Below are 22011 nucleotides of genomic sequence, written 5' to 3' on the forward strand. Positions count from 1 at the left end.
GGACATCTAAGAGACAACGAGCGACAAATCAGCAACTTAACATTAAAATCGTTACTATTTTATTTCGCTCAATTTTCAGTAACGATTTAGTAACACTACTTTGTCCAAACGAGGCATTTTCTTGTCCTTTTCTTGTCTGCCGACAAAACAAAAAAAGTCCCGTAAAACCTTGATTTTACGGGACTTGTCTTAGCTTTTCCACCATTTATCTTTAGTGTTCAGCGGAGAGATAGGCTCTCTATCCTATTATATCATAAAATATCTTATCATATCAATATATTACTAATAAGCAGCTTAATACGTTGGAATAACAAAATGAATAATCGCAAAATTAATTTGGTTATCTCAAAAATTGGGTGTAATTTTGGGTGTAAATAATAAACGCACCCAAAATGAATATCAAACGAAACATAATCTTCACTCCCGAAAGCAGGAAAAAAGACGGTCTTCCAATTGTGGAGAATGTGCCTATCCGAATGAGAGTGATTTTCGGAGGCAAACGCATTGACTTCACAACAGGCTATCGTATTGATGTCGCTAAATGGGATTACGAGAAACAACGTGTTAAGAATGGCAGCACGAATAAACTCAAACAATCATCAAGTGAAATCAATGCCGACATTAACAATTACGAATCTATAATACAATCAATATTCAAGGAGTACGAAGTCGCAAACACATTGCCTACTCCTGCGCAGATTCGTTTGTCGTTCAATGAACGAATCAAAGCGTCAGTCAATGAAGAACCCACCGAGGAAATCATTGAAGAGCCCGTCATATCGTTTTGGGAACTGTACGATGAATTTGTGAAAGAAAACGGCAGACTCAATAATTGGACTCATGCCACTTTTCAAAAATTCAAGACTGTAAATAATCACCTTACCGATTTTAGGAACTATCTGGAACACGAACTTTCATTTGATTTTTTCTCAGAAGATGGGTTGAATGATTATGTTGATTATCTCCGAAACGTTGAGGATATGCGCAATGTGACCATAGGCAAGCAAATATCATTCTTGAAATGGTTTTTGCGATGGTCTGCGAGAAAGGGATATCACAGCAATATGGCTTTTGACTCATTCAAGCCGAAGTTAAAGAGCACTCAGAAAAAAGTGATCTTTCTCACCACGGAGGAACTGACACGGCTGCGCGACGTAACAATTCCTTCTGCAAAACAATATCTTGAAAGGGTAAGAGATATTTTCCTGTTTCTATGTTTTAGCGGTTTGCGATATTCCGACATTGCAAATCTCAAGCGCAGCGACATAAAAGCCGGGCACATAGAGGTTACTACCATGAAAACAGCCGATAGTTTGAGTATTGAATTAAATGCGCAAACAAAATCGATTATTGAGAAATACAAAGACATTCAATTTAAGAATGACCGAGTTCTTCCTATTATCACCAACCAAAAATTTAATGTGTATCTGAAGGAGCTCGGACAATTGGCAGGCATAGACGAACCCATACGCGAAACCTTTTATAAAGGGAATGAACGCATTGATATGGTCACTCCCAAATATGTACTGCTTGGTTCCCACGCCGGAAGAAGGACATTTATATGCAATGCTCTTGCCCTTGGCATTCCTCCCCATGTGGTGATGAAATGGACGGGGCATTCCGATTACAAGGCGATGAAACCGTACATCGACATAGCGGACAATATCAAGGCGCAAGCCATGACAAAATTCGATAATCTTCTCGGTCAGCATACATAATCAGACGATATTACCTGACAACCACCGATACCACTCAATTTTCTTGGGTGGTATTTTTATTACTTATTAAATATCAGCGATATGCAATAATCACATATTTAAGTCTGCCACCTCCGTGCCACCTGTAAGCCATTGTAATTTTGCAGTGTCGACAAGAACAAACAAAAGCCCCGGCGCCGGGGCTTAAACTCTAAAAGGAACAATAATATGAATATCGCAAATTTACTCCAGAAACCTTTGTGGCAAATGACCGGGGAGGAGTTCATGTATCTCTCCCGGAACGCCGGCAGAGATACCGAGGCGAAAGAGCCTATGACAAATACAGTGGATGCCACCGCATCCAAGTATGTATATGGATTGGCAGGGATAGCGCAGATTTTCGGATGTAGTATCCCTACCGCCAACCGCATCAAGAAAAGCGGAAAGATTGATAAGGCGATACGTCAGATCGGCAGAAAAATAATTGTTGATGCCGAGCTTGCGCTTGAACTTGCAGGACGTAAAACAGGTGGACGCAGATGATGGAGGAACGTATGACAACCGCACTGACCGCAGAGGCAGCCATAAAGATGTGGCACGCCTCGCGGCTGAGCGTAACGCAGACCTATGAGATGTCACCGGAAATAATAAAGGCGCATGATTCAGTAATTGGGACACTCGGCAACTTCAGTGCGTCAATTGGAAAGGCTAAGAGTAAAAAGACATTCAACGTATCGGCGATAGTGGCTGCCGCTCTGATGAACGGAACAGTGCTGAGATACAGTGCCTCGTTGCCGGAGAACAAACGCAGGGTGCTGTATATCGACACCGAGCAAAGCCCGTATCATTGCCAAAAAGTGATACGGCGCATCCTTCGCCTTTGTGGTCTGCCTACCGACAAAGATCATGAGAATCTTGAATATCTCGCGTTGCGTAAATATTCTCCGGAGGAACGCATTGAAATCACCAAACAGGCGATATACAATCTTTCCGACATCGGCTTGGTGATAATTGACGGAATCCGTGATTTTGTAAACGATATAAATAGCCCCGGAGAATCGACAAGGATAATAACCATGCTTATGAAATGGACTGACGAGCGTCAAATCCATATCCATGCAATCCTTCATCAGAACAAGAGCGATGAAAACGCAAGAGGGCATATCGGGACTGAACTCAACAACAAGGCTGAAACCGTACTTCTTGTAGAAAAGGATCCGCAGGATTCAGACACGAGTTGCGTAAGGAGTGTACATATCCGAGCAATGGATTTTGAACCGTTTGCATTTCGTATCAACAGTGACGCTTTGCCGGAGCTGATGGACGGATATGTTGCGGCGACCAAAGATGGCGGCAGGCAACGCCGCTCCAGATTCGACCCATACTCCGACATTTCCGAACAGCACCATAGGATTGCCCTTGAATCCGCATTCTCATTACAATCGGAATACGGCTACAAGGAACTGACTGAGGCATTACTCAAAGCCTATTCCCTTGTCAGCGTCAAACTGAGCAACAACAAGATTGTCTCCCTTATTTCCATGCTCAAATGCAAGCGTATGATTATACAGGACGGCTCAAAGAAATACACATACAACAGCGACTTTAAATATTGACCAACCGCTTTACTCTGCTTTTCGGGGTCTATATTATGGAACAGTGTAAAGCGAATAGGCATGACAGCGTAAAAGAGAGAAACCGGGAGTGGCGACAGACAGGGCTTGCCCTTGTTATAGCCCACTATAACTACTCCGCTTCGCTCCCGTAGTTGTGGGCTCTTCCGAGGGACTTAAGGCGCTGCCCTAAGAACCCGCAATGGCTCTGCCCTTGACCCGCACAGGGCGCGTTGCCCCTGCGAACCCAAAGCAAGGAGTGACCCTCTCCCTGCACCCTCCGCTTAGGGCGTTCACCCCTAAGAACCCATCGTCAGAGATGACCCCTCTCCGACACCTCTCGCTCAGACCCTTCGTCTGAGAACCCGCTGTAACGAATATCAAAAACCCTAACGGAACATGAAGACAGGCATCAAGTTCAAGCCATGCAACGTAGGCACCGCCGAGGCGCACAACCGCCGTATCCGTGCCTACTGTGAGGCTGTAGCCCGCAAGTTCGGGCAGACATATTTTTGGGAAGCGTACCGGCACCTCAACGTGTCGTGGCGCAGTCCCACCTATCCGAAGCCGCTGCCGGATGTGCTTGAAGACCTCAAGGTGCTTGTCAAGCAGAAGACCGGACGTGCCATGCAGTGCAAGGATGTGGAGTACACCGACCGCAAGACCGGAAAGAAGCGGAAGCGGTCGGGCAGCTCAGCCATCCGCGAGGGCTGTCCTCCCATCAAGTCGGACACGAAGATAAAGGATTTCGACCGTTTCGTGAAATGGCTCGCCGACAAGGGCATCACCGTCATCAGCATCGACCTCCATCATGACGAGGGACATGCCGACCCTCTGACCGACGATTTCCTGCCGAACCATCACGCCCACATCATCGTCGACTGGATGGATCATGCGACCGGGAAGAGCATCAAGCTCAACGCCAACGACTGCAAGGAGATGCAGACCGTGCTTGCCGAAAGCCTCGGCATGGAGCGCGGAACCCCCAAAGAAGATTCCGGCATAGAGGGATTGAACGCAATCGAGTACAAGGAGAAGATGGCTCGTGAGAACAACCGTCGCCTCACAGCCGAGAATGACCGTCTTGAAAGCCACAACGAGCAGCTTGGGCTGCAGGTGTTGGAGGCGGAGAAGTCAATCGAAGACCTTGAACAGCGGCGCAAGGAGAAGAAGAAGGCTCTCGACGAGGAAAACGGTAGCGCGCTCATGAGCGGCGTGGCAAACCTGTTCGGCAAAGGACGGTTTGCGGAGATAGAGCGCGAGAACGAGCGGCTGACAGATGAGAACAGCCGGATGAAGACCGATGTGGCAAGGATGGAGGCGCAGGTCGCGAAAATCCCCATGCTGGTGGAGAGGCAGGTACGCCGGACTATTGCAGACAATAACGAAGCCCATGCCGAAGAAATCCGCACGTTGAACGCCACCCACAGTCGGGAGCAACAAGCCCTGCAATCGAAGTTTAGCGACCTCTCGCGGCGATACCGAGAAATGGAAAGCGGCAACCGCATGGTGATTGACAACCTCAAGCGTGAGAAGGAGACCATGCTGGCACGGATGGAAGCGATGCTCAGTATGCTCGGCGGCAATCTTGAAAAGGCGATACGCGCCCTAATTCAGTTTGCAAGGTCAATATGCTCAACTTTCACACGCACTCACAAGGAGGCGATCGTGCCGTGGCTCATCACAGGCAACGACCCGAAGAAGCAAGCCGACTTCGTCAAGCTGTTCTCCCGGCCGTTTCTCGATGATGCTCAATTCAAGAAAGGATACCGCGAGATGGACGCTCTCACTTCTTCCTTCCCTTCCGTCATAGAGGAACTTGAACAGCCCCAACACCGGGGAATGAGACGGTAAATGTTAAAATTCATACCAATTTTTCATTTACTCTCATTTTCCACCGTGCCGAATAGTCATATCTCGATTATTATTGCTAACTTTGCTATTGGTTAGGCGGAAGTCTAACCATGACATTTTGGTAAATAAGAAGCGTTATGCTTATCTTGTGATTTGTGAACGTAGGAAATTCAACAAATAGAGCAAGGGATAGCATAGTGGTTCTCACGCATATAGCGTGGGTCACTATTGTTACATCTGCTCTAATGGTTTCCTACGACCTACAAATCAAGACGTGGCATAGTTGGCTCACGTTTCTTTTTATAAACTTAAATCCTTAGGGTCATGGGAAATGTTATCATTATGAGAAAACTATTTATTGCATTGACAATTATGGTATTGTCGGCTATGTCAATCATGGCGCAGAGCACCCTTGTCAACAATCCCAACAATAAGGCATACTTCGGTATTCGCCTTGGTGGTGAAATCACATGTCCCGGAAAGATCACTGCTGATAACGTTGGCATCAGCGTATTCAACAACGGAGGAGGTGTGGAATTCGGTGGTATCTACAATATACCCGTTGTAGCCAACTTCTACATTGAACCGGGCTTGAAGCTCTATTACAACACTTATTCCATGAAAGATGAGTTTATCGACTTTTCCGAAGACGATATACTGTTCAAAGACATGAGTTTCAAAATCAAGAAATTCGGTATGCGTGTTCCAATTATGGCCGGTTACCATTTTGATTTCACAGACGATGTCAAAGTATCTGTTTTTACAGGTCCGGAACTTGAAATAGGCTTTACGGCAAAAGGCCATTTAAAACAAGATTATATTGATGTCTCTGAAAGTCTGTATGGTGATGATGGTGGTCTTAACCGTGTCAACCTTCTCTGGGGAATTGGCGCCGGGATTTCATATCAACATTTCTATTTCGGTGTTAACGGTGGTATTGGCATGTTGAATATGCTCAGCGATTCGGATGTTAAATTCCATGAAAACCGTGTGACATTCAGTGTAGGTTACAACTTCTAAAACGTGAAAACATGAACAAACTCAACTTTCTCATCGCATCTTTCGTTAGTCTGTTAATCGTGTCTTGTGCCGATCATGATGACCCCGAACTTGCACCAATCGACACCACCAAAGTAAAGATAAGCGCAAAAGTAGATGAACGTCCGGATGACAAGTGGATGGACGTTTCAGAAGAAATGACAATCAGCATTTCGGACATTGAGATGTCTGCACCGAAAGGTGTAGTTTTAAGAAGCATCTCCCTCATAGCAAGTAATGGAAATGTCAGATATACTTTGGATGACAAGCCTTATTCCGGTGACCCACTTGAATTTAAGGTGCCTCTTTCAAACAAGACAGGGCGTCTCAATTTCACACTTCTGGGCAATCTGATTCAGAAAAACAGTCGGGATGCACAAATCATCATCGCAGACAATATTCAAAAGATAGTGTTCTCGGAGGCTCCAAAATTTGAATGTGAAGGCTGGATTTATGTGTCTGTAAAAAGTAAATCGACTACGGGGGAAGAATACAATCAGTCTTTTGAGGTTCGTTCGTCAGATCATTTCACAATTGCAGTTCCCCAAGAAAAACTTTATTGGACTCCGACATCCGGCACAGCCTCAACCCTTGAAGTATCTTTAGGTTGCGGTGCGACAGCATGGAGTCCTAATACAACTTTCGACTGCAAGATAACAAATTCTGCAATAGGACATTCTTCCGGCGATAAGGCTACCCTAAAGATTACCATACCAAACACGCCGGGTTCATTGTCAGATGAAAAATTACAAGTATATATAGAATCAACCTATTACGGTACATGGGAGAACGTAACTATTGAACCCTACAAGCTCATCAATGTTTTCAATGTTATTGAAACGAAGCAAGAGCAATAGGATATTTATAGGAATCTTGCTTTTGGTGTTTGTGGTCTGATGCGCAACATCTTATGGCAATCTAGATACAAACAAGATACGTTAAACGGTTATCTGAATTGGATAGCCGTTTTTTTCATATCTTTTCTTTCCTCCTTTTAGGCCTATCCGTATATGGCTTACTCATTTTGATGATAGAGAACAGTTAAACTCTGAATATAAATTCTATCACGAAGCCATTATTTTGATTCAAGTGTTATTCATAATATGGATACCGAAAATAAACACAAGGCTTCTAATATAGAGGCACTGACTTTTTTGTTGCCGCGACTTGGGGCTGCAAGCCATATCTATACAGGTAAAGCAGCGGGATTAGGAGTGACAAAAGAGAATGTCATGGCTTTAGTTACACTCCGTGATGACTTTCCTGATCTTGCCGATATTGAGAATGGGCTGCTGCACCTTATCTTCAATGAACCAAAAGAGAAATCGGATATGATAATGGAGAGCCTTAGCAAAGCACTGCAAACGGTTGTGAATGTATATGAACATTCCTCGATTGCACTTTGTGGCTCTACCCTATCTTCACTTTGGAATACGGATATTGCCATAGTAGAGAAGCAGATTGAGCAGCAACAATGCAAACTGAGAGATATAAACGATGAATTGCGCGAAGCATCCAACTCATATGAAATGACTCCGTTCAACGGTGCATCACCGGAATATGTGGCATTGCTTGAGCGGAAACTTGAAAGATATAAGGCCGATTATGACAAAGAGAGGCATATCCTTGACGGATTATACTCTCAAAAACGTAAGTTATCCGAACAATTATCCCACATCGGTAATGATCTGTTTGGTGATATATATAGTCAGTGTTCAGCATTGTTATCATCCGTCCGGAGATATTTTGATACCACTGTGTCAGATGACCATGATAACGAGAATGTGGAAATGGTCTCAGTTCTGACATATTTCCCCATGCACCTTGTATCGAAAATATACGAGTTATGCAACGGATCTCAATTCAAAGAAATGGACGAGGTGGACTTCTTTCATGCCATAAACCTCCATCCCGATTCACACTTACTTCAAATCAATCCGGGAGAAAAGGTGAGGGTGTGCTATCTGATCAGTAGACTTGGAACAACACTTGGAACTCCGTCAAAGGAGGAATGGACTAACGCCATCCTCTCCCGGCTTGACATAAAATCACAGTTCTACCGCTCAAAATATCGGCAACCCGTCAGCGATATGCCAAGCGAAGCCAACGCCGAATTTGCCGCAGCCATCAAAGAAATCTTCGACAAGTGACCGCTTTGCTTTACTACCGTACCCCATATATACGGCATTAAACTAAACCGACCATATCCGGCAATATCAAGGCCGGAATGAAAGGGAAAAACAAAAGGGAAAATAAAAATATTCTTTCCCTTACTTTTCTTTTCCCTTTAGTCATGCCGTTTGCATAGCGTATGTAGCACCCATTTTTACACTAAAAAAGAAACACCCAACCTTACATTCTTGGGTGTAAAATTGGGTGTTGTTGATGTAATTCTCTGATAATCAGAGTTGATTGTGGAGCTGGAGGGATTCGAACCCCAGGAACCTCTCAGTTCAACGGTTTTCAAGACCGCCGCAATCGACCACTCTGCCATCTCTCCAGTCGTGCAACCGTTTTTCTCTCGATTGCGGTGCAAAGGTAATAAGTTTTTTTTTACTTCCTAGCGTTTGGTATTATATTTTTCTTTTTCGTTTATTATTTTTCTTTTAGCTATCCGTATGAACGTTTAAAGATAATTTATTGTTATTTTTGTAGACAGTATTAATACAGTAAACAGTTTTTTATGAGAAATTTAAAAGGTTTATTAGCAATCTCAGTCGTACTTCTTTTGGTTAGTTGTACAATGTCTGCAAAAACAGGAGAAAAGCAAGCAGAGAAAGCAACAACCGCGGAAGTTGTGCATCTAAATAAAACAGAGTTTCTTTCTAAAGTATTCGATTTCGAGAAAAGTCCGAATAAATGGGTTTACGAAGGAGACAAACCTTGCATAATTGATTTTTATGCTGACTGGTGTGGTCCGTGTAAGAAAGTAGCTCCTATTTTAAATGAGCTTGCTGAAACTTACAAAAACGACATTGTGATTTATAAAGTAAATGTTGACAAAGAAAAAGAGCTAGCCTCTGCATTCGGGATACAAAGTATACCAACATTTTTATTTATTCCGATGAACGGGCAACCTCAAGTTGCACAAGGTGCCCTACCTAAGGAAGCTTTTGTTGAACAAATTAATAGCTTCTTGCTCGGTAAAAAGAAATAAAAACGACGCAACAGTCTATATAAAAGCAAAAGAAAAGGTTTGTATCTGTTTTTAATAAAACTAAGATACAAACCTTTTCTTATTTAATTGCCCACCCTATTTCTTTTAGCCTTCTATTCAAATCAATTCAGTTGTTTATCTAAATTTCATCAGATAATTACCAATACAAAAAAGAGGATATCCTAAAAGGATATCCTCTTTTTTATTTTAGCACCAGCACGAATTATTCAGCACTTTCAGCTGCAGGAGCTTCCTCTGCAGGAGCAGCTTCTTCAGCTTGAGCAGCAGCGGCTGCAGCTGCCAATTCTGCTTTCTTCTTAGCTACAACTTCTGCTTTTGCCTTATTTGCTTCTTTCTCTGCTTCCAGACGAGCCTTAGCTTCAGCTCTTGCAGCTTCGCTATCTTTGTCTTTTACAGCCTGAATAGAAGACTGTTTGTTTTTCAACCAAGCCTGAAATTTCTCTTCAGCTGCTGCTTCGTCGAAAGCACCCTTCTTTACACCTTCCAGCAAATGCTTTTTCATGCAAACTCCTTCACGAGAAAGAATATTGCGAGTTGTATCTGTAGGTTGTGCACCTACCTGTAACCAATACAAAGCTCTTTCGAAGTTCAAATCTACTGTAGCAGGATTAGTGTTCGGATTATAAGAACCTATCCTTTCAATAAATCTTCCATCACGTGGAGCCCTGCTGTCTGCGACTACAATCTGATAAAAAGCGTAGCTTTTACGACCGTGTCTTTGCAATCTAATTTTTGTTGCCATGTTTGAATAATTAATTTAAGCTGTTTGTATTAGCGGGTGCAAAGATAAGTTTTTTCGTCTTTAAAACAAACTTTTAAACAGAAAAACGTTTAAAAGTTAATGATTCACCATCCATTTATGCCTTAATCCCCGTAAACTTTTTTGTATATACTTGTTAAGTATGATAAGAGTCACGGCTACTATTATCAGAAGGATACCTAAAGCAACATGAGAAGTAAAAGGTTCACTAAATAGTAAAACACCGACACATACGGCTGTCACCGGTTCCATTGCCCCCAAAACAGCAGTCAATGTTGATCCTATATTATGCACTGCCTGTACTAAAGTGACATTAGAAATCACAGTCGGAACAATAGCTAATAAAATAAGATTCATCCATGACTGTCCATCCGGTATCGGTTGCAGCCCGCCATTCATCAATGCCTTAACAAGAAACATGAATGTACTGACTATAAATACATAAAAGGTAAGTTTCCGTCCATTCATAACATGTACCCTCGACTTATTTACCGTAACTATATATAAAGCATACCCTACAGCCGAAAAAAGAACAATAACTACACCAACAGGATTTAAAGCCAATTCTCCATCTCCTATAGAAAGACGTGCAACACCGGATACGGCTAAAAGAATAGCAAACACAGTTACCCATGAAGTCTTTTCTTTAAATACCGTCATCATAATAAGAGCGACAAATATAGGATAAGTGAAATGGAGCGTCGTAGCAATTCCTGCTGCCATAAAGTTATATCCCCAAAATAGGAACAATGAGGATATTGTATAAAATCCACCCAACAATATCAGCACCGGAATATCCCTTTTGTCTATCTGAAAAGATTGCTTTTCCACTTTCATAACTCCCGCCAGAGAAATCGCAGCAAAAAAGAAACGATAAAAAAGAATGGAATCAAACAGCATTCCACTAGCCATGAGAGGTAATGTAAATAACGGTATTAAACCAAACGTTACAGAAGTTGCAATACCAAACGCAAAACCTTTGAGGTTACTCATCGTAATTTCTTTTTTTTAAAACAATCAACATATACCTGCAGTTGCGATGATATACTTGTATACTAACTTTTACTCTAATAATCCGGTTATGGCATCAAGTATCTCTTTATCTGTAACCTCTTTATTATAGCCATTTATTACTTTCCTTATCGTTCGATGCTCATCCAGTATAAAAAAGACAGGAGCCGCTCCTCCAGTCCGATAGTCTTTAATTACAGCATCCGTAGCACTCAGGAACATATAAGTTATATTGTGTTTATCCACATAATTTTGTCTGGAATGTGCATTCCGTTTCCATGTTTCAATTGCCACAACTTCAAGTTTATCCTCGCCAAAGTCATCTTTTAATTTATTCAGGAAAGGAATGGATACCATACAAGGCCCACAGCCAATACCCGTAAATTCTAATAATACCACTTTGCTTTTAATGTCCGACAAAGATACAGTTTTTTCTTTTATATCGTTCAACGTCCAATCCGGAGCCTTTATTCCAGTAAGTTCCGGCAGAACCGGTACATTACGTTTTTGACCATACATACGAACTTCAAAGTCCTTCGGAAAATAATCAGATAAATTAAAATCTTCAATAGACAACCTATTATATTCAACATCCACGCATGTAACAGCGGAAATACTATGGCATTGCTCCCTCCTGTATTTATAAGGCAGGTCATCCGATTTTCGAATCCAAAGCTCATAAACAGATGTGGGATCAAAAGCATACGGATTATCCATATAATAAGCTTTTCCAAAGAATTCGACCTGTTTATCTTCTTTTATGGTTAATTTAAAGTGATAACATTCCGCCATATCATCAAGCTCCATCGTAATTTTGTCATTCGTTTCAAGTGCATATTTAATAACATTCTTAGTGAAGCTAAAAAAAGGTGGAGTAACAAGCCTGAACGGCAATTTCCTTACTGTAAAATCATCCAGAACGATATTCTTATCTTCATCATATACTATAGCTCTCTTTTTACCATCATATCCGCCATAAAATTCAATACTTGGCGTAAAGCATACATAAGAAGCACCAATAATAGTGTCAATAGGATTGTTATATTCATTCACTATGAATGGAGTCCGATAGGAGGCAATAGTATCTCCCGGTTCCCAGGCTTCCATAATCTCCGTATAGGTAGCAGACTCAATCTTCTCCAAATTATCTAACACTTTTCCCAGATAATCCTTCTTCATATCCTGAGCAGCATTTGTCATAGCAGACAATAAGAATGCAGAAATAATCAACAGTCGTGTTTTCATAGCAATATCTTTATTAGTTCAATCTATTATAATTTCGTAAAAAAACTACATCAAAGCATATTCCGAAATAATCGTACATACAAATATAAAGAAAAGTCAGACCCGACAACTGTCAGACCTGACTTTTACCACCTTTTAACAGACTGTATAAAGGTTATCTTTTATCCCTTCTTATTTTAGAATGATTAAATTACAAAAGTAATCCCGCCGCTACTTCTTCGGCAACTGCTTCGCCTTTTAATGCAGCAACCAATGCCAATCCAAAATTAAATACTAATCCGGGACCTTTACCCGTAATGACATTGCCATCCACTTCTACCGCCTCACCCGTGACATTTGCACCAACCAACTTTGGTTCGAAACCCGGATAACAAGTAGCATTACGGCCTTTCAACAAACCTAATCCTCCTAACACAAGCGGAGCGGCACAAATAGCAGCAACTACCTTTTGATTACGATATTGCTCTAAAAGCCTTTCTTTTAATGGCTCATAATTGTTTAAATTAATTGCCCCAGGCATGCCTCCGGGTAAAACCAAAGCATCTGCATCCGTTAGATCTGTTTCTGCAAACAAACTATCTGTCACAAATTCCATACCATGAGCACCCGTTACTTTGCGTTCGCCCGTAATAGAAACGGTTTTCGCATCAATACCTCCGCGACGTAAAATATCTACGGTTCCAACAGCTTCCAGTTCTTCGAAGCCGGTAGCAAAGAATACATACGCTTTCTTCATGACTTTATCCGATTATATTATTTAAACTTATAAACATACGTAATTGTTCCGCTTTGGTTATTTGTTCCGTTAATGCTATTAAACTTAGCACGACGGGCAGCGTCCAAAGCACTTTTACGCATAGATGCATTATCAATATTAGTTCCCCGGCCTATCTCCGTAAATATCACATTCCCTTTCGGATCTACTGTAATATTAATCACTATACGCCCTTCCTCTTGTATGGTATAAGCAGGACGCGGTAGTCCTCCGGCTCCGATAGAACGACCATTCAGATTAAATGAGCCGTAACCTCCCACTCCTTCATTTGCTCCATGATCGGAATTTCCAAACGGACTTCCCTGGTTGCCTGTTCCAGAAGCGGCATCGCCCTGACTATTACCATCGGTACTACCCATACCGAAAGCACCGGCTACTTTATTACTAATAGCCTGTTCTTTTTTACGTCGTTCGTCTGCTATACGCTTCTTTTCAGCTTCTTCTTTACGAATACGCTCCTTTTCTATCTCTTCCTTGCGTCTCTTCTCCGCTTCCTCTTTTTTCCGTTTCTCTTCTTTCTTTTTAGCCTCATTAATAGCGACACTCTCTTCGATATCCTGAGTTATCAATTCTTCTTTCGAAGCTTCAACCTTAGGTGCAGGTTCCGGAGGAGGAGGCGTTGTCGTCTCCTGAGGTAGTTCCTGTCCGGTATACTTAGGTTCAAACATTCCTGCAGCAGCATCTACGTTTCCGAAATTGACCAATACGCCTCCATCTTCATCGGGTATAATCGTTTTCAAAACCGAAAACCACAGGATAAGAAAAAGTACTGCATGGAAAGCAGCCGTACCAACTATACCATATATGTCATCTTTATTAAACTTCATAGACGTTATTTCTGCGGACGTGTGGCAAGCACCATCTTAAACTTATTTTCGTTCGCTATATTCAAAATCTTTACAATTTCTTTATAAGGTACGGTTTCATCCGCATAAAGAGCTACAAACATTTCCGGTTCTTTGGCATAGCTATCTTGCAGAAACGGAGTAATCTCTTCAAATGAAACCTGTTTTTCCCGTTGGTTGCCAAAAGCTACATAATAATTCAAATTGGCATCTATCGTCACACGGGTAAGCGGTTTAGCTGCAGTTTGCTTCTGAGCTTGCGGCAAGGTGACTTTGATAGCATTCGGAATTACAACAGTAGAAGTAACCATAAAGAAAATCAACAATAGAAATATGACGTCCGTCATAGATGCCATGCTGAAAGATTCATTTACTTTTGTTCTTCTTTTTAAAGCCATCTCAATTAATTTGCTGGTTCGTTCAATAAATCCATAAATTCCATTGTACGGGCTTCCATCTTATTCACAACATTATCTACCTGGGAAACCAGATAGTTATATGCAAACAAAGCGATAATACCTACCACAAGACCTCCAACTGTTGTGACCAAAGCTTCATAAATACCATTAGACAGTAACGAAACGTCTACATTCGTTCCGGCATTAGCCATATCAAAAAACGCACGTACCATACCAGTCACAGTACCTAAGAACCCTAACATAGGGGCACCTGCCGCTGTCGTAGCAATCAAAGGAAAACCTTTTTCCAACTTTGCAATTTCCAGGTTGCCTACATTCTCTATTGCCACAAGGACATCATTCATAGGACGTCCCAAACGGGTGATTCCTTTTTCTATCATACGTGCAGAAGGCGTATTTGTACTACGACAAAGATTCAACGCCGAATCCAACTTACCTTCATGAATATAATCTTTAATACGGTTCATAAAAGACTCGTCCTCTTTACCGGCACGGCGGATAACCATTAACCGCTGCACAAAGATGTATATTGCCATCAGAGACAATAACAACAATACAATCATAATCCACCCGCCTTTAAATGCAAGGTCTATAACATTAATCTCAGCCTCTGTAGGAAGTGGTGCCACTGATGTCAGATCAGGCATCTGATCTGCTGCCTGTGCTCCTGTGGCCTGGAGTGAAAGTAAAATACTCATACTTAATTTAATTATGAATTTTCAATTTTTAATTTACGAAAGGCAATCCTTATATAGTTTAATAGTCTCTTTCAATCCATAATATAAAGCATCACAGATTAAAGCATGTCCTATAGAAACCTCATCCAACCAAGGAATGTTCTGATTAAAATACGCCAGATTATCCAAATTCAAGTCATGACCGGCATTTACTCCTAATCCCAAACTTTTAGCTTGTTGTGCTGCAGCTATAAAGGGCGCGATAGCTTCTTCACGATTCTCCGGATATTTAGTTGCATACGGCTCCGTATAAAGTTCAATACGGTCGGTGCCGGTTTTTGCAGCCAGTACAATATTATCCAGATCTGTACCTACAAAAATAGATGTACGAATACCATGCGTAGTAAAAATATCAACTAACTCACTCAAACGGTCAAAATGAATTTTCACATCCCATCCTGCATTAGACGTTATTGCATCCGGAGCATCCGGAACAAGCGTAACTTGTGTAGGTTTCACCTTCAAAACCAAATCCACAAATGCATCACAGGGATAACCTTCTATGTTAAACTCTGTTTTAATCAACGGTTTCAAAGCAAACACATCACTGTAACGGATATGTCTTTCATCAGGACGAGGATGAACTGTAATCCCCTGAGCACCGAAAGATTCACAATTCTGAGCGACTTCCAGCACGTCCGGCATATTACCGCCACGCGCATTACGAATAGTTGCAACCTTGTTAATGTTTACACTTAAATTTGTCATCGAATATCGTTATATCTTTTTTTCTTGATTACATTTGCACAAAAGTATCGACAAATTTAGTAGGATTTGGGGAATTTACAGAAAAATGTTAGTAAAAGATTTCATAATGAAAGATATTCCGGTGTTAAAAAGTTTTGACACAGTAGAATACGCTTTAGGGCTAATGGATGATTTTAAACTTAAACATCTTCCATTACTAAATGAAAACACATATCAGTGTTTACTTTCGGAAAAAGATTTGTTAGCCATACCTAGCTCATCAATTACTATTGGCGAACCGGTAATGTTTGCACCCAGTGTACGTGAGGACAGTCATTTGCACGAAGCGCTTGCAATCATAACACGCTATGGCTTAAGCCTACTACCAGTCGTTTCCACCGAAGGCATTTACTCAGGAGCCATCACCCGGGATAAATTAATCGAGGCTTTATCCGAATTATGTAATGCAGAAGCAGAAGGAAGCATAATTGTCCTCGAAATGATGCCTCAGGATTATGTTCTTTCAGATATTGCCCGGCTGGTTGAATCCAACAATGCCCATGTTATAAATCTATTATCACATACGGATAAAGATACAGGAAAGTTGCTAATCTCCATTAAGATCGATCTGGAGGATGCATCGCCCGTTATACGCAGCTTTGAACGGTTTAATTATACCGTTCTCTACCATTTCATGGAAAAAGGAATGGTAGACGATGTTTTACAGCAGCGGATGGACGAATTGCTACATTATATGAATATGTAAAAGAAAGGACTAAAATTATGAAAGTAGGAGTTTTTGGCAGTAAACATCAGGTTGAAAAACAAAACCTAATCAAACGTCTATTTGAAAAACTACATACCCTGGAAGCCGAAGTATATGTAGACAGTCTATTTTACACATTCCTTACCGACGCTTTAGGATACGAGCCACCCATGTCGGGACTTATAAGTGGAGACGAATTTAACCTGGATGCTGCTTTAAGTATTGGCGGCGACGGGACATTCTTACGAACAGCAGCACGGGTAAACAAACAAAATATCCCGATACTCGGCATCAACACAGGACGTTTAGGATTCTTAGCAGATGTAAGCAGTAACGAAGTAGAAGATACTCTCGAAGAACTTTTCAAAAACTACTACCGCATAGAAGAACGCACTTTACTACGTCTTCATACGGAAGATCACATCTATCATGGCTATAATTACGCATTGAACGAGATCGCAATTCTAAAACGTGACACATCATCCATGATAACCATTCACACCTCGTTAAATGAAGATTATTTAACATCCTATCAGGCAGATGGCCTTGTCGTTGCCACACCTACAGGGTCTACAGCTTACTCTATGAGTGTAAACGGTCCTATCATACTGCCGCAAAGTAACAATATTGTATTAAGTCCCGTAGCTCCCCATTCATTAAATGTCCGTCCATTAGTCATACCTGATTCATATACAATTACATTAGGAGTAGAGAGCAGGAGCAGCAATTTTCTTATTGCGCTGGACGGCCGTTCGGAAGTATTCCCTACCGGTATAAAATTGGAAATAAGTAAAGCTAATTATACAACAAAGGTCATCAAGCGTTACAACCATACTTTTTACCAAACTTTGCGGGAAAAATTAATGTGGGGAGCAGACGCAAGAATGAAATAATGTTAAATATCAAAAGATTTACACCGAAAAGTTATGCTATAAAACATAAATACCATATATTTGCACTGTGTTTTTCATGGTATTAGATTTAAGGTTAACAATGAAGATTGGCTGTCCGTGATGGATAGCCTTTTTTGTTTTATACTGTTCCGCATACATAATCCAATACCCAATATAAATGAATAAAACGATATTACTTATTCAATAAAGCAAAACTACCATCAATAACAAGGAAAACAAAAAAACATTGCGCGCCGTATGAGCTAACGTTTTATTAAGTTCACGTCCCCGGTAAAGCTTCAACTCCATCCAGGTAGATATAAAAAGGACTGCAAAAGCACCAAATACAAAATGTATCCACCAAGCACTACTTAATAATAAAGGCATCACAATAAGTAATGCGGCTACCCCATTTATAAAATAAGCAACGCGACCAAAATTACGGCCAAATAAAACAATTGTAGTCCGCTTATTGGCTGCTTTATCTTGTTCGTAATCCCGGTAATTATTTACAATCAGAATATTGACAGACAACAAACCCAATGCCAATGATAATAAAAAAGACAATAGAGAAAAAGAAAGTGCTTGCACATAATAAGTAAAACAAACCGGAATCATTCCATAAAACAGTAACACGCAAACATCACCCAAACCATTATATGCCAACGGAAAAGGTCCTGCAGAATAAGCTAACACACATATCGCAATGGCTAAACCTACCGGAATAAGTTCCCAACCGGCATAAAACAAAAGCATACATCCGCAAAGACATGCCAATGCCAAAGTGACAAAAGTTCCTTTCAACATAGCTTTTGGAGTAATCCAACCCGAAGCCACCGCACGATCCGGTCCTAAACGGTCTTCTTTATCCGCTCCTTTCTTAAAATCAAAATAATCATTCGCAAAATTACTGGCAATTTGTGCCAATAAAGCTACTAATAAACAAAGTATAGCAGGCACCAGGCGAAACATACCATCACGATATGCCAAAGCACATCCTACTAACACCGGACTAAACGAAGCAGGCAATGTTTTTGGCCTGGCAGCTTCCAGCCATGCACTTAAAAGTGTTTTTTCTTCTTTCATATCGACCTTTTACATATTTTACCTGCAAAAGTAAAAACAAAAAAACCAAATAGTTGTTACTCTATTAAGATTTCATATATATTTGCAGCATGAAGAATATTCTATTTATAATAGGTCTGCTGATTGGTATGTTTCTACTTGCACCTGAAGATGGTGTAAATAGGGACAACAATACTATTGCTGCTAATCAGGAAACTATTATGAAAGAAAAAACTTCTGCCGATATACAACATCATCTGGAAATACTAAGCAGTGAATTAAAAGGCAGTAACGGTCTTACACCCCGCCGGAATATTCAAACAACCAATTACAACTTTGAGTTACGTATTCAAAAAGGGGCAGAAAAAACGCTACAGTTCATCCGCTTGAAAGGAATAAACGTACTCCATAAAGTATCTGAAACTAATTCAGATTGTCATACCATAAACTTATCAACTCTTCTCTGCCGGATGGGGCATCACATCTTTGTCCTCCGGAAACTCATCATTTGATTTATTGTGAATAATTGCATCTTTGCGTATGGAAGCCATATCTTCTATACCATTTAATTATTGTGCTCTTTCAGCACAAATCAATTTATTATTCACTCTAAAATCATACAATTATGTCTAAAAATAAATCAGGCAAAGGCCGAATATATCTTTATGTTCTTATCACAATTGCAGGTTGCGTACTTGCGTGTAGTTCAATTATTACAAACGACTATTTGAAACTTGTTATCGTAATGGGCACACTTTGTGTCGGTTTATATGGGATCATGAGAGGTCTCAGTAATTCCGGGAACACGGAAGAAGCGACTGCGATTAACGAAGAGACATCCAAATAAGTGACGTACATAATTAAAAAAACAGAAAGATATGAAAATAAATAAAGATTTGGTAGATGCAGTTATGATGCTATCATTTATCACATTAGTATTAGTTGGTACTACCGACTTCTCTAACATAATGACTAAAGATGTAATAATGGGATGCTTAGGCTTTATCACCATAGTGATGGTTGTATTGCGTAGCATACAATTAAAGCAAGCAGCTCATGAAAAGCCAGAGGAATATGACTATGAATAAAGATTTAGAATATTCATTATAAGACAAATATTCCAATACAAAAACCTAACAAATGTCCGGAAAAACTTCCTATTGTTACTCCGAGGTGACTTGGGGTTACTTGAAATACGTTTTTCTGCCTATTAAAAAATAACTTGCTGTTTATTTGAGTATGGTATCTATAATACCTGCCAATAGGAAACCGGACATTTTTTTATCTTATTTTATTCAATCCGTTGCATATCTTTAATTAATTCACGAATATTGCATATAAATAAAACAATATGTAATATATTCATGTGCTTTTAAATAGCAATATTATTATGAAAAGACAATTCCTTATCATGCTTTTTTGTCTCTGTACAAGTACGGGGATACTTGTTGCGCAAAACCGATGGACAATTAATCCAAACGGAAGTATTTCATGGAAAGTAAAAGATAAGCTACCTCATTATGATCATATTGAAATGAGTGGTCTGAAAGTTTCAACCGTATTACGTTACGGGGTGAATCAAGATGGCTCCTTTCGACTGAATAAAAGCTTAGTGTGGCCTATGTTGCGAACAATTCCCAACAATACACACGCCAGCCTTACAAGAAAATTTGCATGGAATGCTCCCGAAATGATTACAGTAAACGGATTATCATTATTAAACGAAGAAGTCCATACAATAACATTAGACGGAACGATGATTGTAGAAAGCACCTTTTCCTTCCCCGGTAATGCAAGCATATCCATAACACGCACAATTTTCCCTTCTGTATCCAATCCTGCCATATACGAGAAATATATCTTGCAAAATACGGGTGAAACCAATATTACAGTCGAAGTCCCTGTTTCACGGACCATAACAAATACAGATCCTTCAATAGGTGTAGACGGTAGCTACAAACTTATATCCGAAATAACAGGTTCGGCAACCAAACAACTCCGGCCCAAAGAAACATTTGTATTTTATACATCCATAGCCGGATATAAAAACGGGGAAACAGAACTTAAGCCCGATATTGAAAAAGAATTACAAGCCCGCAAAAGCCTTGTTTCCGGGTTATGGAATAATCTGATTCTTGAAACCCCGGATACTGTAATCAACACTATGTTTGCCTTTGCTAAGATACGCGGCTCCGAAAGCATATACGACACTAAAGGAGGATTGCTTCATGGTCCGGGAGGCGAATCTTACTATGCTGCAATCTGGGCTAACGACCAAGCCGAATATATCAATCCGTTCTTTCCATATTTAGGATATGAAACCGGAAATGCATCAGCCCTGAACTCTTTTAAGCACTTCGCACGGTTTATGAATCAGGAATATAGTAAGATACCAAGTTCCATTATAGCAGAAGGTACCGATGTATGGGGAGGAGCCGGCGACCGTGGTGATGCAGCGATGGTTGCATACGGGGCAGCGCGTTATGCTTTAGCCAAAGGAGATAAAGCAGAAGCTGAAGAACTATGGCCTTTGATTGAATGGTGCCTGGAATATTGCCATCGCCAGTTGAACAGCGAAGGTGTAGTAGCTTCCGATGCAGACGAATTGGAAAACCGTTTTCCGGCTGGCAAAGCCAACCTGTGTACATCCTCATTATATTATGATGCCCTATTATCTGCTGTATATTTAGGAAAAGATTTGCATAAGCCTTCGGCCCAATTGGCATCTTATGATAAACAGGCTAAGACTCTCCGCAAAAACATGGAAAGCTATTTCGAAGCCAACGTAGAAGGCTTCGATACATATCGATATTACAAAGGTAATGATATACTACGCTCATGGATTTGTATTCCGCTGACCGTTGGCATTTACGATCGTAAAGAAGGAACTATCCAAGCCCTTTTCTCCCCGCGTCTATGGACAAAAAACGGTTTGTTGACACAGGCCGGCAGCGAAACTTTCTGGGATCGTTCTACTTTGTACGCATTACGTGGAGTCTATGCGTGTGGTGAAACAGAGAAAGCAACCGAATATCTCAAGTTCTATTCCAACCAGCGTTTACTGGGAGAACATGTCCCCTATGCTATCGAAGCCTGGCCGGAAGGAAGTCAACGCCATTTATCGGCCGAAAGTGGGTTATATTGCCGCATCATAACAGAAGGTTTATTCGGAATCCGTCCTACCGGTTTAAAATCATTCGTTTTCACACCTCGCCTGCCTAAAGAATGGAATACAATGAGCTTACGGAACATTAAAGCATTCGGAACCTCTTTTGATATCGAAGTAAACCGAAACCAAAGTAAGATAGATATATCAGTCAAAATTGGTAATAAAACCTTATTACACAAAAACACTAAAGAAGGAGAAACTATAACGGTCGAACTACCAGGTAACACACGGTAATCCAACAATAAAAAAGGCGTCCCTA

22 protein-coding genes and 1 tRNA gene are annotated in these 22011 nt (G+C 40.8%); 13 read left to right on the forward strand and 10 right to left on the reverse strand.

Features of this window, described 5'->3' with window-relative positions; genetic code table 11:
* The first annotated feature begins 392 nt into the window (after positions 1-392).
* The 7 genes from C4S38_RS10550 (at position 393) to C4S38_RS10580 (ending at position 8352) form a co-directional block, all read left to right on the forward strand.
* The gene (locus C4S38_RS10550) at positions 393-1718 is read left to right on the forward strand and encodes a site-specific integrase (RefSeq protein WP_103983720.1); all 1326 of its coding nucleotides are present in this window, start codon (positions 393-395) and stop codon (positions 1716-1718) included.
* Positions 1719-1925: 207 nt separating this feature from the next.
* A complete protein-coding gene (locus tag C4S38_RS10555; RefSeq protein WP_103983721.1) occupies positions 1926-2240 on the forward strand; it encodes a DUF3853 family protein in 315 nt (104 codons plus the stop codon).
* Positions 2240-3313 carry an AAA family ATPase gene (locus tag C4S38_RS10560; protein ID WP_394340849.1) on the forward strand — a complete coding sequence of 358 codons (1074 nt, stop codon included), beginning with the start codon at positions 2240-2242 and terminating at the stop codon, positions 3311-3313. Before C4S38_RS10555 ends, C4S38_RS10560 begins: the two co-directional genes overlap by 1 nt.
* Before the next feature lie 396 nt (positions 3314-3709).
* Positions 3710-5164 carry a hypothetical protein gene (locus C4S38_RS10565; protein ID WP_103983723.1) on the forward strand — a complete coding sequence of 485 codons (1455 nt, stop codon included), beginning with the start codon at positions 3710-3712 and terminating at the stop codon, positions 5162-5164.
* 342 nt (positions 5165-5506) lie between these two features.
* Positions 5507-6184, forward strand: coding sequence for an outer membrane beta-barrel protein (locus C4S38_RS10570; protein WP_160034715.1), 678 nt, complete (start codon positions 5507-5509; stop codon positions 6182-6184).
* 11 nt (positions 6185-6195) lie between these two features.
* Positions 6196-7059: a hypothetical protein gene (locus tag C4S38_RS10575; RefSeq protein ID WP_103983725.1), complete on the forward strand. Its 864-nt coding sequence runs from the start codon at positions 6196-6198 to the stop codon at positions 7057-7059.
* Between the two features lie 246 nt (positions 7060-7305).
* On the forward strand, positions 7306-8352 hold the full coding sequence (locus tag C4S38_RS10580; protein ID WP_103983726.1) for a hypothetical protein: 1047 nt from the start codon (positions 7306-7308) through the stop codon (positions 8350-8352).
* A gap of 265 nt (positions 8353-8617) precedes the next feature.
* Here C4S38_RS10580 and C4S38_RS10585 read toward each other — a convergent pair.
* Positions 8618-8702 (reverse strand) — tRNA-Ser (locus C4S38_RS10585).
* 183 nt (positions 8703-8885) lie between these two features.
* On the opposite strand from C4S38_RS10585, the gene trxA reads away from it, so the two are divergent.
* Positions 8886-9359, forward strand: coding sequence for a thioredoxin (gene trxA, locus C4S38_RS10590; protein ID WP_103983727.1), 474 nt, complete (start codon positions 8886-8888; stop codon positions 9357-9359).
* A 223-nt stretch (positions 9360-9582) separates the two neighbouring features.
* Here trxA and C4S38_RS10595 read toward each other — a convergent pair whose 3' ends face one another.
* The 8 genes from C4S38_RS10595 to C4S38_RS10630 form a co-directional block, all read right to left on the reverse strand.
* Positions 9583-10122: a 30S ribosomal protein S16 gene (locus C4S38_RS10595; protein WP_099463029.1), complete on the reverse strand. Its 540-nt coding sequence runs from the start codon at positions 10120-10122 to the stop codon at positions 9583-9585.
* Between the two features lie 96 nt (positions 10123-10218).
* Positions 10219-11133, reverse strand: a complete 915-nt coding sequence (locus C4S38_RS10600) for a DMT family transporter (protein ID WP_103983728.1) — start codon at positions 11131-11133, stop codon at positions 10219-10221.
* Positions 11134-11202: 69 nt separating this feature from the next.
* Complete coding sequence (locus tag C4S38_RS10605) at positions 11203-12396, reverse strand: peroxiredoxin family protein (RefSeq protein ID WP_103983729.1); 1194 nt, start codon at positions 12394-12396, stop codon at positions 11203-11205.
* Between the two features lie 190 nt (positions 12397-12586).
* Entirely contained in the window at positions 12587-13132 is a 546-nt protein-coding gene (locus C4S38_RS10610) for a DJ-1 family glyoxalase III (protein WP_103983730.1), read from the reverse strand.
* A gap of 17 nt (positions 13133-13149) precedes the next feature.
* Entirely contained in the window at positions 13150-13998 is an 849-nt protein-coding gene (locus C4S38_RS10615; RefSeq protein WP_103983731.1) for an energy transducer TonB family protein, read from the reverse strand.
* Positions 13999-14003: 5 nt separating this feature from the next.
* A complete protein-coding gene (locus C4S38_RS10620) occupies positions 14004-14414 on the reverse strand; it encodes an ExbD/TolR family protein (protein WP_099463034.1) in 411 nt (136 codons plus the stop codon).
* A 5-nt stretch (positions 14415-14419) separates the two neighbouring features.
* Positions 14420-15133 carry a MotA/TolQ/ExbB proton channel family protein gene (locus C4S38_RS10625; RefSeq protein ID WP_099463035.1) on the reverse strand — a complete coding sequence of 238 codons (714 nt, stop codon included), beginning with the start codon at positions 15131-15133 and terminating at the stop codon, positions 14420-14422.
* Positions 15134-15166: 33 nt separating this feature from the next.
* Positions 15167-15880 (reverse strand): pyridoxine 5'-phosphate synthase, encoded by a 714-nt coding sequence (locus C4S38_RS10630; RefSeq protein WP_103983732.1) that lies wholly within the window; start codon positions 15878-15880, stop codon positions 15167-15169.
* 85 nt (positions 15881-15965) lie between these two features.
* Here C4S38_RS10630 and C4S38_RS10635 point away from each other — a divergent pair, with 85 nt between their 5' ends.
* The gene (locus C4S38_RS10635) at positions 15966-16625 is read left to right on the forward strand and encodes a CBS domain-containing protein (RefSeq protein ID WP_099463037.1); all 660 of its coding nucleotides are present in this window, start codon (positions 15966-15968) and stop codon (positions 16623-16625) included.
* A 17-nt stretch (positions 16626-16642) separates the two neighbouring features.
* Positions 16643-17518 carry an NAD kinase gene (locus tag C4S38_RS10640; RefSeq protein WP_103983733.1) on the forward strand — a complete coding sequence of 292 codons (876 nt, stop codon included), beginning with the start codon at positions 16643-16645 and terminating at the stop codon, positions 17516-17518.
* 201 nt (positions 17519-17719) lie between these two features.
* Here C4S38_RS10640 and C4S38_RS10645 read toward each other — a convergent pair whose 3' ends face one another.
* The gene (locus tag C4S38_RS10645) at positions 17720-18604 is read right to left on the reverse strand and encodes a 1,4-dihydroxy-2-naphthoate polyprenyltransferase (RefSeq protein ID WP_103983734.1); all 885 of its coding nucleotides are present in this window, start codon (positions 18602-18604) and stop codon (positions 17720-17722) included.
* Positions 18605-18693: 89 nt separating this feature from the next.
* Between C4S38_RS10645 and C4S38_RS10650 the strand changes: the two genes are divergently transcribed.
* The 3 genes from C4S38_RS10650 (at position 18694) to C4S38_RS10665 (ending at position 21986) form a co-directional block, all read left to right on the forward strand.
* Complete coding sequence (locus tag C4S38_RS10650) at positions 18694-19095, forward strand: hypothetical protein (protein WP_103983735.1); 402 nt, start codon at positions 18694-18696, stop codon at positions 19093-19095.
* Between the two features lie 366 nt (positions 19096-19461).
* Positions 19462-19671, forward strand: coding sequence for a hypothetical protein (locus C4S38_RS10660; protein WP_103983736.1), 210 nt, complete (start codon positions 19462-19464; stop codon positions 19669-19671).
* Positions 19672-19973: 302 nt separating this feature from the next.
* Complete coding sequence (locus tag C4S38_RS10665) at positions 19974-21986, forward strand: glucosidase family protein (RefSeq protein ID WP_103983737.1); 2013 nt, start codon at positions 19974-19976, stop codon at positions 21984-21986.
* The last annotated feature ends 25 nt before the right edge of the window (positions 21987-22011 follow it).

The organism is Parabacteroides chinchillae (assembly GCF_900108035.1).
Taxonomy (GTDB): Bacteria; Bacteroidota; Bacteroidia; order Bacteroidales; family Tannerellaceae; genus Parabacteroides; species Parabacteroides chinchillae.

Excerpts from the sequence above, each read along its gene's own strand:
- C4S38_RS10600 (WP_103983728.1), bottom strand. The coding sequence starts at position 11,133 with ATGAGTAACCTCAAAGGTTTTGCGTTTGGTATTGCAACTTCTGTAACG.
- C4S38_RS10620 (WP_099463034.1), bottom strand. The coding sequence starts at position 14,414 with ATGGCTTTAAAAAGAAGAACAAAAGTAAATGAATCTTTCAGCATGGCA.
- C4S38_RS10595 (WP_099463029.1), bottom strand. The coding sequence starts at position 10,122 with ATGGCAACAAAAATTAGATTGCAAAGACACGGTCGTAAAAGCTACGCT.
- C4S38_RS10650 (WP_103983735.1), top strand. The coding sequence starts at position 18,694 with ATGAAGAATATTCTATTTATAATAGGTCTGCTGATTGGTATGTTTCTA.
- C4S38_RS10605 (WP_103983729.1), bottom strand. The coding sequence starts at position 12,396 with ATGAAAACACGACTGTTGATTATTTCTGCATTCTTATTGTCTGCTATG.
- C4S38_RS10635 (WP_099463037.1), top strand. The coding sequence starts at position 15,966 with ATGTTAGTAAAAGATTTCATAATGAAAGATATTCCGGTGTTAAAAAGT.
- C4S38_RS10560 (WP_394340849.1), top strand. The coding sequence starts at position 2,240 with ATGGAGGAACGTATGACAACCGCACTGACCGCAGAGGCAGCCATAAAG.
- trxA (WP_103983727.1), top strand. The coding sequence starts at position 8,886 with ATGAGAAATTTAAAAGGTTTATTAGCAATCTCAGTCGTACTTCTTTTG.
- C4S38_RS10660 (WP_103983736.1), top strand. The coding sequence starts at position 19,462 with ATGAAAATAAATAAAGATTTGGTAGATGCAGTTATGATGCTATCATTT.
- C4S38_RS10630 (WP_103983732.1), bottom strand. The coding sequence starts at position 15,880 with ATGACAAATTTAAGTGTAAACATTAACAAGGTTGCAACTATTCGTAAT.
- C4S38_RS10565 (WP_103983723.1), top strand. The coding sequence starts at position 3,710 with ATGAAGACAGGCATCAAGTTCAAGCCATGCAACGTAGGCACCGCCGAG.
- C4S38_RS10615 (WP_103983731.1), bottom strand. The coding sequence starts at position 13,998 with ATGAAGTTTAATAAAGATGACATATATGGTATAGTTGGTACGGCTGCT.
- C4S38_RS10580 (WP_103983726.1), top strand. The coding sequence starts at position 7,306 with ATGGATACCGAAAATAAACACAAGGCTTCTAATATAGAGGCACTGACT.
- C4S38_RS10570 (WP_160034715.1), top strand. The coding sequence starts at position 5,507 with ATGAGAAAACTATTTATTGCATTGACAATTATGGTATTGTCGGCTATG.
- C4S38_RS10665 (WP_103983737.1), top strand. The coding sequence starts at position 19,974 with ATGAAAAGACAATTCCTTATCATGCTTTTTTGTCTCTGTACAAGTACG.
- C4S38_RS10555 (WP_103983721.1), top strand. The coding sequence starts at position 1,926 with ATGAATATCGCAAATTTACTCCAGAAACCTTTGTGGCAAATGACCGGG.
- C4S38_RS10610 (WP_103983730.1), bottom strand. The coding sequence starts at position 13,132 with ATGAAGAAAGCGTATGTATTCTTTGCTACCGGCTTCGAAGAACTGGAA.
- C4S38_RS10640 (WP_103983733.1), top strand. The coding sequence starts at position 16,643 with ATGAAAGTAGGAGTTTTTGGCAGTAAACATCAGGTTGAAAAACAAAAC.
- C4S38_RS10625 (WP_099463035.1), bottom strand. The coding sequence starts at position 15,133 with ATGAGTATTTTACTTTCACTCCAGGCCACAGGAGCACAGGCAGCAGAT.
- C4S38_RS10645 (WP_103983734.1), bottom strand. The coding sequence starts at position 18,604 with ATGAAAGAAGAAAAAACACTTTTAAGTGCATGGCTGGAAGCTGCCAGG.
- C4S38_RS10575 (WP_103983725.1), top strand. The coding sequence starts at position 6,196 with ATGAACAAACTCAACTTTCTCATCGCATCTTTCGTTAGTCTGTTAATC.
- C4S38_RS10550 (WP_103983720.1), top strand. The coding sequence starts at position 393 with ATGAATATCAAACGAAACATAATCTTCACTCCCGAAAGCAGGAAAAAA.